14 protein-coding genes are annotated in these 14,781 nt (G+C 58.8%); 2 read left to right on the top strand and 12 right to left on the bottom strand.

Translation table 11 applies throughout. The features are described from left to right. Positions 1 to 30 precede the first annotated feature (30 nt). From ACR0M3_RS05660 to ACR0M3_RS05605, 12 genes are all read right to left on the bottom strand, one after another. Complete coding sequence (locus ACR0M3_RS05660; RefSeq protein WP_267367879.1) at positions 31 to 255, bottom strand: hypothetical protein; 225 nt, start codon at positions 253 to 255, stop codon at positions 31 to 33. 262 nt (positions 256 to 517) lie between these two features. Next, positions 518 to 970, bottom strand: a complete 453-nt coding sequence (locus tag ACR0M3_RS05655; protein WP_480560077.1) for an SRPBCC family protein — start codon at positions 968 to 970, stop codon at positions 518 to 520. 99 nt (positions 971 to 1,069) lie between these two features. Further along, entirely contained in the window at positions 1,070 to 1,882 is an 813-nt protein-coding gene (locus ACR0M3_RS05650) for an XdhC family protein (protein ID WP_480909940.1), read from the bottom strand. A gap of 13 nt (positions 1,883 to 1,895) precedes the next feature. Next, positions 1,896 to 3,086, bottom strand: coding sequence for a vWA domain-containing protein (locus ACR0M3_RS05645; protein ID WP_480909985.1), 1,191 nt, complete (start codon positions 3,084 to 3,086; stop codon positions 1,896 to 1,898). Beyond that, complete coding sequence (locus tag ACR0M3_RS05640; protein ID WP_480909939.1) at positions 3,086 to 3,952, bottom strand: AAA family ATPase; 867 nt, start codon at positions 3,950 to 3,952, stop codon at positions 3,086 to 3,088. Before ACR0M3_RS05640 ends, ACR0M3_RS05645 begins: the two co-directional genes overlap by 1 nt. Positions 3,953 to 4,057: 105 nt before the next feature. Then, the gene (locus tag ACR0M3_RS05635; RefSeq protein ID WP_480909938.1) at positions 4,058 to 6,475 is read right to left on the bottom strand and encodes an aerobic carbon-monoxide dehydrogenase large subunit; all 2,418 of its coding nucleotides are present in this window, start codon (positions 6,473 to 6,475) and stop codon (positions 4,058 to 4,060) included. Further along, positions 6,472 to 6,966: a (2Fe-2S)-binding protein gene (locus tag ACR0M3_RS05630; RefSeq protein ID WP_480482631.1), complete on the bottom strand. Its 495-nt coding sequence runs from the start codon at positions 6,964 to 6,966 to the stop codon at positions 6,472 to 6,474. The genes ACR0M3_RS05635 and ACR0M3_RS05630 overlap by 4 nt, the downstream gene beginning before the upstream one ends. Positions 6,967 to 6,980: 14 nt before the next feature. Beyond that, a complete protein-coding gene (locus ACR0M3_RS05625; protein ID WP_480909937.1) occupies positions 6,981 to 7,814 on the bottom strand; it encodes an FAD binding domain-containing protein in 834 nt (277 codons plus the stop codon). 139 nt (positions 7,815 to 7,953) lie between these two features. Further along, the gene (locus ACR0M3_RS05620; protein ID WP_480909936.1) at positions 7,954 to 9,042 is read right to left on the bottom strand and encodes an MHYT domain-containing protein; all 1,089 of its coding nucleotides are present in this window, start codon (positions 9,040 to 9,042) and stop codon (positions 7,954 to 7,956) included. Between the two features lie 85 nt (positions 9,043 to 9,127). Next, positions 9,128 to 10,621, bottom strand: a complete 1,494-nt coding sequence (locus tag ACR0M3_RS05615; RefSeq protein ID WP_480909935.1) for a heme biosynthesis HemY N-terminal domain-containing protein — start codon at positions 10,619 to 10,621, stop codon at positions 9,128 to 9,130. Between the two features lie 10 nt (positions 10,622 to 10,631). Next, entirely contained in the window at positions 10,632 to 11,858 is a 1,227-nt protein-coding gene (locus ACR0M3_RS05610) for a COG4223 family protein (protein WP_480773008.1), read from the bottom strand. Positions 11,859 to 11,912: 54 nt separating this feature from the next. Continuing rightward, positions 11,913 to 12,626: a uroporphyrinogen-III synthase gene (locus tag ACR0M3_RS05605; protein WP_480909934.1), complete on the bottom strand. Its 714-nt coding sequence runs from the start codon at positions 12,624 to 12,626 to the stop codon at positions 11,913 to 11,915. Positions 12,627 to 12,724: 98 nt separating this feature from the next. Here ACR0M3_RS05605 and tsaD point away from each other — a divergent pair, with 98 nt between their 5' ends. Together tsaD and ACR0M3_RS05595 are read left to right on the top strand one after the other, a co-directional pair. Further along, positions 12,725 to 13,822, top strand: a complete 1,098-nt coding sequence (gene tsaD, locus ACR0M3_RS05600; protein ID WP_480773111.1) for a tRNA (adenosine(37)-N6)-threonylcarbamoyltransferase complex transferase subunit TsaD — start codon at positions 12,725 to 12,727, stop codon at positions 13,820 to 13,822. After that, entirely contained in the window at positions 13,819 to 14,781 is a 963-nt protein-coding gene (locus ACR0M3_RS05595) for an NAD(P)H-dependent glycerol-3-phosphate dehydrogenase (protein ID WP_480909933.1), read from the top strand. Before tsaD ends, ACR0M3_RS05595 begins: the two co-directional genes overlap by 4 nt.

Raw genomic sequence — 14,781 nt, 5'->3', positions numbered from 1 at the left:
ATTCCGCTATTTCCATCCAGACGTTGCCCATCAATAAAATATGAACTCGTCCACCGGCACCTGTACCAGACGCCTTGCTGCGTCTGCCATGTTTACATTTGGCCCATCTGGCGTTGCAGAGTCGTGGTGGGCTCCGTCTTCAATTTTCAAACGGGCGCGCTCAATCTCGCCCCACAAGAAAAAAAGACCGTCCCGTTTGCCGACAAGACCGGCAGGTATCGTGGTCCGCAAAACACGAGTTTTTGCCTGTGACATCTGCTCTCTTACTGCCTCCGGTGTTTTCCACCTTTTGCAGAAAATCTACCGGTTATTTCGGGAAAAGCCAATTTTTTATGGGCAAAACCCGATTTTCAACCCCCCGTTGACAGGGGTGCTCGCAGCTCTCGCTGAAGGGTGTTGTCCTGACTGAGTATTTGCAGTCACCGCCGATTGCCACACTTCGGTTGATGGCGGGTTCCCCCGCCTTGTCGTCAGTGGTCCATGCTTTGACAACCTCTCGGCTATGGAACGCCCCGGATCATGCAGTCGACTGCTCTGACACGATCTCTCCGAACCGCGTAAAGAACTTTGCCGACAACTTCTTGGCGGTTCCCGCAATCAGCCGACTGCCGAGCTGAGCGATCTTGCCACCAACATCAACCTTCGCCGTGTATTTCAGCACGGTTTCGTCCCCTTCTTCGGTCAACGATACGTCTGCGCCGCCCTTGGCAAATCCAGCCGCCCCGCCTTTGCCTTCACCCATCAAGGAAAACCCATTTGGTGCATTGGCCGTGTCCAATGTGACCTCACCTGCAAAGCGCGCTTTGACCGGGCCTATTTTCAGAACAACTTTCGCCTCAAGCTCGGTTGGTGATTTCTGCGTCAATTCCTCACATCCCGGGATGCATTCCATCAATATGTCGGGATCGTTAAGCGCGCGGTAAACGACGTCCCGTGGCGCTGCGATACGGATTTCATCAGTCAGTTCCATTCAGGTCTTTCCTTTGTTCAACAACATCTTCGGAATACGCACGTTGCAACCTTGGCTATCCTTTGTTCCAGCCACGCAGGCCACATGCGGTAAAGGCGTTCAAGCAAGCTTTTCATCATGCGACACCTTTGCTGCCTTTTCACCGTTCCGCCACATCACGATCTCAGCCAAAATCGACAGGGCGATCTCATGCGGGTCTATGGCATATATGTCCAAGCCCGCCGGAGATTTCAGGCGCTCAACCTTCAAAGGGTCCAATCCCTGGGCGATAAGCTTTGCAGTCAGGGCAGCTGCCTTGCGGCGACTGGCCACCATCGACACGCGTGCCGCATCGGTTTCCAATGCAGCCTTCAAGGCGGACGCATCGCTGCGCCCCTGCGCAGCCACCACGACATAGTCCCGCGGCTCCACGCCCAACACATCGACCTGTTCCAAGGCGAACCGCACATGGTTTCCAGCAATATCAAGCCCATCCTCGACAACCGTACGAAACCCCGCCAAAGATCCATGCGCCGCCAGAGCTTTGGCAATCAACCCCTCGCCGAAAATCACCAGCCGGGGCGCGTGTTGATAGGGCTCGACCAATAGATCAACGGTACCGCCGGACGGGCACCCACTTTTGAACGTTTGAACACCATCGGGATCCGTCATTTTCACCACCTTTTCTGAAGGTTTGACACGGATAATCTGCGGCGCCCCGGACGCCCAAGCTTGTTGCGCCGCTGCCCGGACTGCGCGCTGCACACAAGCCCCGCCAAGATGCCCCAGAATTTCACCCGCCCGGGTAATCGCCGCCTTCCCCCCAGCTTTGGCCGAAGTCGCATCCGCCGTGCGCAAAACCGTCGCCACACAAAATGCCTCTCCGGTTCCGCGCAGCTGATCGATGGTGTCAAAAATGTCGAAATTCGCCAAGGTCAGACTCCTTTCACAGCTTTTGGAACTGCGGCTCAAGCGCCGCCAATGCATCCAGTGTATTGGCCGGCAAATGCGCATCCAGATAGGGTTCAGCCGCCTGCATCGCTGCCGCAATAGGTTGATAGTCCTTCCAGCCCTTCAAGGGGTTCAGCCAGACGATCCGGCGTGCCTTGCGCCTGATACGCGCCAGCATATCCCCCAGAGCCTGCGGATCAGAACTGCAATATCCGTCCGACAGGATCAGGACGACGGTACGCCCGTTCAGTGCCCGCGCGCCGTATCCCGACAGAAATCGCTCCAGACTGCCGGAAATATCGGTACCGCCGCCGAAGCCTTCGGCCATCAGAGACAACCGACCCGCAGCCCGGAGGGTATCATGGTCGCGCAACGCATCTGTTACCCGCATCAATCGCGTGTGAAACAAATACGCATCTGCCTCGATCCCGCTGCCGGTCAACCCTTTCAGAAAAGCCAGAAACACGCGTGAGTACGCGGTCATCGAACCACTCACGTCGCACAATGCCACAATCCGCATCGGGCGCGGCGGGCGCGCTCGGCGATACAGGTCCAGCGGCTCACCGCCACGCGCCAGACTGGCGCGCTGTATTCGGCGCATATCCAGAACAGCCCCGCGCAACGCCCGTTTCCGGCGGCGCGATCGCCTGTCTCGAAATGCCCGCGCCAAGGTCAGCGCGGCTGTTTCAGCCTGTTTTAGGGCCTCTTCATCCATCAACTCTCGCAAGTCCCGGCGTGACAGGTTGGCCGTTCGCGTGGCGATCAACTTGCCGTCCACCCCTTCGGCTTCCCCTTCACCGCAGTCAGGCAGAGTGGCCTCTTGCTCCGACCCGGATCGTGGTTCGTCCTCACCCTGAGTTTTGGTCTGCCAGATCATTGGCTTGGCGGACTGCACCCGCACATGCTTGTTTTTCGCTTTTCCCGAACGCTGTGCGCCAGCGTTGAACCAATAGGCGTCGAACAGTTCATCAAATCGGCGCCAATCTTCCGCATCTCCGGTCAATACCGCGCACATGGCTTGCCGGGCCTGTTTGGCATCCGTTGCATCCACTTCGGACAAGGCGGCAAGCACGTCCCCCGCATCCGACGCCCCCAATTGCATACCGTTCATTCGCAAATGCGCTATGAAACCCGACATACGGTCGGCAAGACCCGAGGCCCGAGAGGGAAAGCGCGTAACCTGCATCACGCGACCTTTCCAATCAGGCGATCCATCACCTCGGGCGGTGCCGCATTGTAATCTGCGGCAGTTTTCAGCAAACACACCAGTGACGCCTGCACGTCTTCGCGGGATTTGGCCAGATCATTAACACCCAACCCGGACAGGGCTGCTGCCCAATCCAGCATTTCGGCGATGCCCGGTTTCTTCTCAAGATCTTCCTGACGCAGCGCCTGTACAACACCGATGATCTGACGCGCCAGAATCCCCTCAATTTCAGGCAGGCGTGCCCGCAGGATTGCCAGTTCGGTCTCCCTCGAAGGATAGTCAAGAAAGCTGTACAAACACCTTCTGCGCAGTGCATCCGACAAATCCCGTGTCCCGTTGGCCGTCAGAATGACGACAGGCCGCACATGTGCCTGCACCGTTCCCAACTCGGGTATGGTGATCTGAAAGTCTGACAGGATTTCCAGAAGATAGGCTTCGAACTCCTCATCCGCCCGATCAATCTCATCAATCAACAGAACCGGAGGTTTCGTTTCCGAGATAGCCTCTAACAAAGGCCTTTTCAGCAAATATTCATCCGAAAACAGCTGCGCCTCCGCGACGCCACCCTGCGCTTCGCTCGCCCGGATCGCCAATAGCTGTCGCTGATAGTTCCATTCATAGATGGCATGACTGGCATCCAGACCTTCGTAGCATTGCAGACGTATCAATCGCGTATCGCGCCAGGCTGCCACCGCTTTCGCAACTTCGGTTTTCCCCACACCCGCCGGCCCCTCCAGCAACAAAGGGCGCCCAAGTTTCCGCGCCAGATGCAGCGCCATGACCAACCGATCATCGGCAACATAGCCCTGCGCGGCCAACCCGTTCTGCACGTCGTTCAAGGTCAAAACCAGGATCCTATCTTCATCTGGCCCCAAATATCCCGGGGGAGGTTCGGAGGGGGCAGAGCCCCCTCCGTCCAGTCGGACGGGCAACAGCCGGTCCGATCCCAATCACCCATGCATCCCCAGACCATTGGCAATCTTCCAAATCCGCCAGTGATCGTGCGGCATATGGCTCTGCACCAACCCAAAAGGCCGGAACGCGTCATGCACTGCGTTTGAAAACGCAGGCACACCGCCGACATTCGGGCTTTCCCCCACACCCTTTGCGCCAATCGGATGGTGCGGGGATGGGGTCACCGTATGGTCAGTGGTATAGTTCGGCGTCTCCCACGCGGTTGGCAGGAAAAAGTCCATCAGCGTACCGGTTTTCACATTGCCCATGTCATCATAGGCAATCTCCTGACCCATCGCGATGGCCAGTGCCTCGGTCACACCCCCATGGACCTGCCCCTCGATGATCATCGGGTTGATCCGAGTACCGCAGTCATCCAGCGCATAGAACTGCCGGACTTCCCATTCACCAGTATCCACGTCAATCTCCATGACACAGATATAGGCTCCGAACGGATAAGTCATATTGGGCGGGTCATAGTAACTGACGGCCTCCAGACCCGGCTCCAGCCCAGGAATGGCCTGATTATAGGCGGCGAATGCGATTTCCTTCATGGTCTTGAACCGCTCCGGCGCGCCTTTGACAGCAAAGCGATCCACGTCCCATTCGACGTCATTGTCGTGTACCTCCAGCAGATAGGCCGCGATCATCTGGGCTTTTGCCCGAATTTTGCGGGCCGCCATCGCCGTGGCCGCACCAGCGACCGGAGTAGACCGGGACCCATAAGTCCCAAGCCCGTAAGGTGCGGTATCCGTGTCACCCTCTTCCAGCGTGATGTCATCGGCGGGCAGGCCGATTTCACTGGCGATGATCTGGGCAAAGGTTGTGGCGTGGCCCTGCCCTTGACTGATCGTCCCCAGCCGCGCAATCGCTGATCCGGTCGGATGAATGCGAATCTCGCAGCTGTCGAACATTCCCAGCCCGAGGATATCGCAGTTCTTCACCGGTCCGGCCCCGACGATTTCCGTGAAATGTGTCAGGCCGATGCCCAGCAGCTTGCGCGTTTTCCCAGCCTTGAAATCTGCGATCCGCTGCGCCTGTTCCGCCCGCAGACCCTCATAGTTCACGGCCTTCAGCGCCTTGTCCCAGGCGGTGTGATAATCGCCCGAGTCATATTCCCAGCCCAGCGCCGACTGATACGGGAACTGATCTTTGCGGATGAAGTTGATCCGGCGCAGCTCGGCCGCGTCCATGTTCAGCTTGATGGCCAGAACCTCGATCATGCGTTCGATGAAATAGGCAGCTTCGGTTACGCGGAAGGAACAGCGATAGGCCACACCGCCCGGCGCCTTGTTGGTATAGACACCATCCACCGCCAGATAGGCAGTCGGGATGTCATAAGACCCGGTGCAGATATTCATGAAGCCGGCAGGGAATTTGGTCGGATCGGCACAAGCGTCGAAACCACCATGATCCGCCGTGGTGTGACACCACAATCCGGTGATCTTGCCATCCTTGGTGGCGGCAATCTTCCCCTGCATCCAGTAGTCGCGGGCAAAGGCAGTGGACATCAGGTTTTCCATCCGGTCCTCGACCCACTTCACCGGCTTGCCGGTAACGATCGAGGCCACCACCGAACACACATAGCCTGCGTAAGCCCCCACCTTGTTGCCAAACCCACCACCGATATCGGGGCTGATCACGCGGATATTATGCTCGGCCAGCCCCGAAATCAGAGACACAACTGTCCGGATTGCATGGGGGGCCTGGAACGTCCCGTACAGAGTCAGCTTGCCAGTCACCTTGTCCATCGACGCCACGCAACCGCAGGTCTCAAGCGGGCACGGATGGGTGCGGTGGTAATAGATCATCTTTTCGGCGACCACGTCCGCCTCGGCCAGCACAGCTTCGGTCGCGTCCTTGTCGCCCTGTTCCCACGTAAAGATGTGGTTGTGATGTTTGCGCGGACCATGTGCGCCTTCGGTCTGACCTTCCAGGTCTTCGCGGAGCACCACGTCCGACTTCAACGATTCGAACGGGTCCGTGATGACAGGAAGCTCTTCGTATTCGACCTCGACCAGTTCAACGGCATCTGCCGCGACATAGCGGTCTTCGGCCACGACATAGGCAACTTCCTGGCCCTGAAACAACACCTTGCCATCGGCCAGCACCATCTGCTTGTCACCGGCCAGTGTCGGCATCCAGTGCAATCCCAAAGGCGACAGGTCTTCGGCGGTCAAAACGGCGATCACGCCGGGCAGTGCCAAGGCCGCCTCTTTGTTCACGCTGATGACGCGGGCATGTGCGTAGGGGGAGCGCACAAAATCGCCAAACAGCATCCCGTCCAACTTGATGTCATCAACGTAATTACCCTTGCCTTGAGTGAAACGCACGTCCTCGACGCGCTTTCGGGCGCAGCCCATACCTTTGAGGTTGGCAGCGCGTTCTTCGGGGGTCAGAGTCTGGTCGGTCATTCCGCGGCCTCCTTCTGTGCATTGAGCAAATCAGCCGAGGCCGAGATCGCTTTGACGATATTCTGGTATCCCGTGCAGCGGCACAGGTTTCCGGCCATGCCGAAACGGATTTCCTCCTCGGTCGGGTTCGGATTCTCCTGCAACAGACGATGCGCCCGGGTGATCATGCCCGGCGTGCAGAACCCACATTGCAGCCCGTGATGTTCGCGAAACATTTCCTGCAACACTCCAAGGCTGCCATCATCATTGGTCAGGCCTTCAACGGTTGTAATCTCAGCACCGTTTACCTGCGCTACAAAGGCGGTGCAGGATTTGACCGACTTGCCGTCGATATCCACGGTGCAGGCACCGCAGTGGCTGGTTTCACACCCGATATGTGGGCCGGTGATTTTCAGGTCTTCCCGCAGGAAGTGGATCAGCAGCGTGCGCGGCTCGGCCAGATCTTCAACCTGCTTGCCGTTTACGGTCAGTTTGACATGCATTTTCGACATTGGTTCCCTCTCCCTCAGCCCGCGCGGCTTTGCGCACGGTCGATGGCGCGGCGCAGCACCACGGCTGCCACGTGTTTCTTGAATTCGACGGGGCCGCGGTTGTCAGCGACCGGATCGATTGCGTCTAGCATTGCGGCAACGCACCCTTCGACATCACCCCCGGCCAGCGCGGTGCTGGACTCATCCGACCAGATGGGCGTGTCGGCCAGATTGGTCATCGCAACCGAGGCCTGACCGTTGCCAACCATCACAGCCGCGGCGGCGGTCGCATAATCTCCTATCTTGCGCTTTTGCTTTTGATAGGCCTGCCCCACGCCTGCACCCGGCACAGGGATCGAAATCCGGATCAGGATTTCTTCGTCTTCGCGGGCGGTGAAATACGCGGCCTCATAAAAATCACGCGCGGCAACTGTCCGGTTCCCGTCCGGGCCGGACAACTCGAACGCGGCGTTCAAGCATTGCATCAGACCCGGCATGTCATTGCCCGGGTCACCATTGGCTACATTGCCACCGACAGTGCCCATGTACCGCACTTGCGGATCCGCAATCTGAAGCGCCGCCTCGCGGATCAACGGAATGGCTTCGGCCAGACCGCTGTGGGTGATCAGCTCGTGCTGCGTGACCATCGCACCCAAAGTAACGGTGTCAGGCCCGACCTCTATCCCCTTGAGTTCTTCAATGGCCTGAAGATCGACCAGATGACCCATCTCGGCCATGCGAAGCTTCATCATCGGGATCAGGCTATGCCCGCCCGCGATCACGCGCGCCTCGTCGCCATATTCCTGTAGAATGCCGATGGCCGAGGCAATGTCGCCTGGCCGGTGATACTCAAAGCCGGCTGGTATCATGTTTTTCCTCCCTGGGTCCGGGCGATATGCCTTGGGGGACCTGAGGTAAGGAAAGAACGGCGGATTTAACTGATCCAGTTAAGGAAAACGGAGCGCGCGGCTTGTTTCACGAAATGCGAAAGAACTGCACGAGTTGCGCCTAGACCCCCAGTGCCTCGCGAATATCTGTCAGGCGGGACCGGCTGACCGGCACCTTGCTCAGCGCGTCAACACCATCGAAATAACAGGTGCCGTTGTCCTTGTGACGTTCAAATCGCGAGACGTGTTTCGGGTTCACCAGATAACTGCGATGCGCCCGCAGGAACCCTTCGGGCAAAAGCCGCGTTTCCGCATCGGTGATCGACCAGGGGCAGAACAGTTTCTCTGCATCCATATAGAGTACCGTGTAATGCCCTTCGGCCCGAATTGCGGCGATCCGCGCGGGATGCGCAAAAAAAGTCTGGCCTTCGCGCTCATACGGAACACCAGCGCGCATTGGGGTGGGTTCCAACACAGGTCCTGAGGCAGGTGCAGTCACGGGCTTTGGCTCTATGAACGTAATACCGGTCAACAGGAAAGCACCACAGATCAGAAAGACGGATACCGTCACCCCCATTGCCAAAACCTGATTATCCAGCGCTGGACCCGCCCCGCCGAGGCTGTCGCTCGCGACGAAATCAGTCAGGCCCGTGGCAACAAAATGCATGGTGAACACCGCCAGCCCGAAACAAACCGTGCCGAGCAGGATGTTTCGTTGAGTCCGGTTGCCATAAGCCACCCAAATTGCAGACACCGACAAGATTACCGATGCCAGCGCTGACAGAGCAACGTCGAAAACATCATAGACGGGGCGGCAAAGCTGCATACCAGCCATCCCGACATAGTGCATCGCGACGATGCCCAGTCCGACAACCACACCAGATCCGATCATCGTCTGAACCGAACGCGGTCGGAAATGCAGCAGCAGCAACGCCAGCCCTACCATCAGGATCGCGACCAGTGCCGACATAAGGGTGATCAGGGCATCATAGTAGAACAGGATTGGCAGTTGCAGCCCCAGCATCGCCACGAAATGCATCGACCAGATGCCGCCGCCCAGAATGACAGCGGCCAATGCCACCACGAACTTGCGTCGCTGGCTATCCAGCCTGGACGCGCCATGCGTCAGGTACAGACCCGTGAACCCGGCCATGAGCGCCACGGCAAGCGAAGCCACCACCAACCAAGTGTTGTGAGAGTAGTCCAGCATTTGGATTTGAACGCCCTCCCCGACGCGAGGATGACGTTAGCAAACCGAATTGATTGCGACAATTCACAGTTAGCAACAGCAGGGCTCAGACCTGTTTCTGAGCCTCTGCATCGTCCGCGACCTCTACGGCATCCACTGTGACTTCAACCACATCGTCGTCTTCCGCAGGCTCGACTGTTTCGGGTTCTTCAGTCTGGTTTTCAAGTGCACCGACGATCAGGGGCAACATGTGAACCCCAGTTGCTGTTGAAATCTCGGGTGTCTGTGGCGTCTGCCAGCTGAGCGTATCGAAGCTGTGGCAGTTCTGACAGACAGGTCCCCATTCGGGTTGAATGTCATGACAGTTGTCGCACACCCATTGCGGGCCGCGCGGCGCGTTCAGTGCCTTGGCAAGCCAACCTTGGACAACAGCGTCCGTGGCACCCTCGCCGCGCTCAACGGCAGCCATCAATGTATAGGCGCGCGCATCACCCCGTTTTTCGACAACATCACCCAAGGCACGGCGGGCTTCGGGAAAGTCTTCGGCCACAATGTTCAGCTCGGCCAGGATCAAACGGGTTTCCATGTTTTCAGGATGAATGCGGGTCAGTGCCGTGAAACGCCTGACCCTTTGTTCCGGGGTTTCATCCGGCTCGATCTCGGCAAAGGCATGGGCCAGATCCGGATGCGGACGAACCTCCCACGCTTTTTTCAAGATCTTGGTCGCTGCCCGGGACTTCCCCTTGGCGATATACGCGCGGGCCGCCATTGCGGCGGCAGGCACCAGATCGGGCGACAGGCGATTGGCTTCGATCGCGCGCTCCTGTTGCTCGACAGTTGCGCCTTCATCCAGGATTCCTTTGGCTTCGGACAGCGCCAGAACCGCATCGCGGCGTTTGAATACGTCGCGCGGCAGATACCCTGCTTTCAACTTGGACGTCAGCGTCGACCGGGCACCGGCCCAATCCTGCGCCTTGGTCTGCAAATTAAGCAGAACATCCTGTGTTTCTTCGTGGCGCGGTTTGATGGCCAGTGCCTTTTCGGCCAGCTTGCGGGCGGTTTCATCATCCCCTTCGGCCAGCTTCTGTTTCATGATACCGCGTACCCCGACAAACCGGGTCGCACTGTTTGTCACCAGTTTCTTGTAGGTGTCCGAAGCTTTCTTGGTGTCACCCGTCATCTCGGCAGCCTGCGCCACCAGTAGATCCGTCAGTTCCGGCTTGTTCAACAGCTTTTCGGCTTTACTGGCCTTGGTCATGGCAATGCGCCCCTCGCCCGAGGCCAACGCCATCAACCCATCGGCCAGCGCCTGATAGCCGCGCTGTTCCCGGCTGCGGTCGAAATAACGCGACAGGGCGGTTTCGTCGCCGTTGAGGAATTTGAGCGTCGCAACCAAAAGGCTGAGCAGTTTGAAGAACAGCCAGACCGCAAATACCAGAACACCCAGCGCAATCACCGACTGAAGCGGCCCAAGGGTGAATTCCGTGCCCGCGACCGTGATCTGCACCCCACCACTGGTTTGCATCAGGAAGTGACCGCCCAGCGCCAGCAGGCCGATAATCGCAACAAAAACGAGGATCTTAAACAATGACCACAGCATGGCAGGTCCTTCAGTTCGAGTTCAGGCTGGAAGCCAGCGTATTCACGGCGTCAACGGCGGCGGCTCGTATCCCGGCCGCCTGCTCCCAATCGGCCATCGCAGCCCGCGCCACTTCGGGAAGTGATTTCAGTTCATTCAACGCTTTGGTCAGGTCGCCATCTGCCAGCGCAGCCTGCGCGCGCGACAGAACAGCGTCTGGACCATCACCTTCCTGAGGCGTGACGGAACGGGCGCCCGTTTGGCGTTGCAGGAAGGCGACCAAACCCGTTCCTTTTTCAGCCTCGCGCGCCTCGGCCAATGCATCTCGCGCCGCAGGCTCGAACGACGCCCGAAGCGCGGTCAGTGTTTCCACGCCTTTTTCCGACGGGCCGGACAGGGCGTCCGGCACATTCACGCCGCCTGCCTTCAATTCAGCAACCAGTTCCGAAAAAGGCTGGCCGGTATCCAGCTGCCCACGCAGGCGCGCCAGAGTGGCAGCATTCGTTGCGGCTTGTGCTTCTGCCGAGGCTTTCGCTTCAAGGGCCTGAGCGTCCGAAACCATTTTTTCGACTTCAGCCCGTTGCGCTGCCAGCGAATCCTGAAGTTTCTTCAGTTCCGCCTCAAACGCGGCGGTTGCCTCGGGCGAGGCAGTGGAGGCAATCGGGGCTTTTTCCAGCGCAGCGATCCGGTCCGTCAATGGCGCGACCTGACCGGACAGCGCATCGACCGAGGATTTTACCGTGCTCAGGTCGCCTTCAACCGGTGTCAGCTTGTCCGACAACGTTTTGACCTGATCTGCCAGTCCAGACACATCAGGGCTGTTTGCAAGCGCCTGTGACAGTTTGGCGATCTGGTCCGACTGCTCTGTCAGCTTTGCTTCCAGCTCTGCCAGCGCTCCCGAGTTGTCCGGGCTGGTTGGCAACAGCCCTCCGTTGCCCAGCGCGAAACCTGCAACGGCAGCCAGCGCGCCCCCCAACAGGGCCGGAACGAAACCGCCACGTTTTTCAACTACGCGTTCGACGGTCTTTTCAGTGACCGGGGCTTCGGCTTCGGCTTCGGCTTCGGCTTCGGCTTCGGCTTCGGCTTCGGCTTCGGCTTCGGCTTCGGCTTCGGCTTCGGCTTCGGCTTCGGACAGGTCTTCTTCTACAGGTTCAGTCGGGTCAACAGGCGTATCGTCCTGCCGCAGATCAGTTTCAACTGCATCATCCGCTAGGAGGGGTTCCACCGGCTTTTGATCGGATTTCTTCTTACCAGCCACCGCAATATTCCCCTTATCGAATCCAAATTCAGATGAATAACAGCCCAGGTTAAGTTAATCGGGGACCTCGCCTCCCTCAACCCGCAACACATGTTTCGCAAGCTTTTTAACAGCTTTACGCATTTTCTTCGGTGTCGGATGTTTTGCGATCTTCAGGTGCTCATAGCCCAAGGAATAAAGGGGATCAGCCGTAGCCTGGCTGATCGCAACCAGCCAAAGGGGGGCTGATCCGGCCCAGATATCGGCAAAATGTCGCGCCGTACGCGGCGAGAAAAGCGGAGCAATAATAGGCTGATCTCCTCTGGCGACCTCGGTTGCCTCGGGTGTTAGCGGCAACAATCGCTGCTGATAGACCGGCTGTTCCCGAACGGTCAGACCAGATTCGGTCAGGCTGCCAGCGACATTGCCCCGTGTATGCTCACCCCGCAGGTGCAAAAGGGGGCTTTTGGGCCGATGCTTGAGCAGATGCCCGACCAATTCTTCTGCCGTGGTTCCAACCATCTTGGCCTGCCACCCATACCCTTTCGCGGTACCGGTTGTTGCGGGTCCCACGCAATAGGCCGGCAGAGTGCGGTCAACACCTTTCGAGACCGCCGCATTCACCGCATTGGCCGATGTAAAGATCAGTCCCTTTACACCTTTGGTATCCACCGCAACTGGCAGAGGCCGGATTTCCATGATCGGCGAATAGAGGACCTGAACCCGGGATCTGACGCCGGTTGGCAGCTGCTCGACAAACCTTTCCGAGGCGGAGCGAGGGCGGGTCATCAACAAAAACAACGTGTGGCGCCTTGACCCTTCAGGATTGTTTGCATCCGCGCAGGGTGATACCCCGCCGTATATACATGATGCAACGGATCAGGGTGATGGTGCAAACACTTACCGTATTGGGTTTGGAAAGCAGCTGTGACGACACAGCCGCAGCGGTCGTGCGCCAGACCGAAGGTGCCAAAGCCGAAATCCTGTCTTCTGTGGTGCACGGTCAAACCGATCTGCACAGCGCCTTTGGCGGTGTTGTGCCCGAGATTGCGGCCCGTGCGCATGCCGAAAAGCTGGATGTCTGCGTCGTGCAGGCGCTGGAGGCCGCTGGTCTGTCACTTCGCGACCTGGACGCCATTGCCGTCACCGCCGGGCCCGGTCTGATCGGAGGGGTCATGTCCGGTGTCATGTGCGCCAAAGGGCTGAGCGCCGCCACGGGCCTGCCGCTGATTGGCGTCAATCATCTTGCCGGTCACGCCCTGACACCCCGCCTGACGGACGGCATCGCCTTCCCTTACCTCATGCTTCTGGTGTCGGGCGGCCATTGCCAATACCTGATCGCCCATACCCCCGAGCAGTTTACCCGCCTGGGCGGTACAATCGACGACGCACCTGGGGAAGCCTTTGACAAGACCGCTCGCCTGCTGGGCCTGCCGCAACCCGGCGGCCCGTCTGTCGAGGCTGAGTCCCGTGATGGTAATCCCCAGCGGTTCCGCTTTCCCAGGCCACTGCTCGACCGGCCCGGCTGTGACCTGTCTTTTTCGGGGCTGAAAACAGCGTTGATGCGGATGCGCGACCAGATCGTGGCCGATAAGGGTGGGCTGACCCGTCAGGACCGTGCTGATCTGTGCGCAGGGTTCCAGCAGGCCATTGTGGACACATTAGCCGAGAAAACCCGCCGCGCGATTGATCTGTACCTTGATCACAACCCTGTTGATCCCGTTGTCGCGGTCGCAGGTGGGGTGGCGGCGAATTCGGCCATTCGGACAGCGTTAGAGTCTGTTTGTGCCCAGAAAGGTGCCCGGTTTACGGCACCTCCGCTGGCTTTGTGCACGGACAATGCCGCGATGATTGCCTATGCGGGTCTTGAACGCTTTCGCACCGGCGCGCGCGACGGTCTGGACCTGATTGCCCGCCCCCGCTGGCCGCTGGATCAACGCAGCCCGGCCATGCTGGGCAGCGGTAAGAAAGGGGCCAAGGCATGAACATATCTGTCCTGGGATCCGGCGCGTTTGGTACCGCTTTGGCGATCTCGCTATCAGGCAACGGGCCGGTAACGCTGTGGTCCAGAAACGCCGATCAGGCGCGGCAGATGCACGAGACGCGCGAAAACTCCACCCGGCTGCCTGGGGTTTCCTTACCCACGAACATCGCCGTAACCGCAAATATCGCTGAGGCGTCGAAGGCTGACATTCTGCTTTTGGCTGTTCCTATGCAGCAATTGCGCAGCGCCTTGCAGGATCACGCCCCGGTGCTGCGCGGCAAGACATTGGTCGCTTGCTGTAAGGGGATAGAGTTGGATTCTGGCCTCGGGCCCGTTGCGGTCATCAGGGATGTTGTCCCCGACGCCCCGATCGCTTTGCTGACAGGACCCAGTTTTGCTGATGACATAGCGCGCGGTTTACCCACTGCGTTAACGCTGGCTTGCGGTGATACGAATCTTGGCAAAGCATTGCAGACCAAACTGGCCACTGCGAATCTGCGCCTCTATCGGACCACTGACACCATAGGTGCTGAACTTGGCGGGGCGCTGAAGAACATCATGGCCATCGGTTGCGGCGCAGCAATCGGCGCGGGGTTGGGGGACAGCGCCCGGGCCGCGTTGATGACTCGCGGTTTTGCGGAAATGCAGCGCTTTGCCACCCTGCGTGGCGCGCGTCCTGACACCCTGATGGGTTTGTCCGGGCTTGGGGATCTGGTGTTGACCTGCTCCTCAGAACTGTCCCGAAACTACCGTTTTGGCCTTAGTTTGGGTCTGAGCCAACCATTTGACCAACATACTACCGTCGAAGGCGTCGCCACCGCGCGCGCCATGTCAGAGATTGCCGTCAAGGAAGGGCTGGACATGCCCATCAGTACAACTGTGGCGGATCTGAGCCATGGTGCCTACAGTGTGACCGAGGCCATCCAAAATCTGCTCAATCGCCCACTCAAGGAGGAATAA

The organism is Ruegeria sp. O5 (assembly GCF_056535105.1).
Note: the sequence above shows the minus strand (reverse complement) of the source record. Positions and strands in the feature narration are given on the sequence as shown.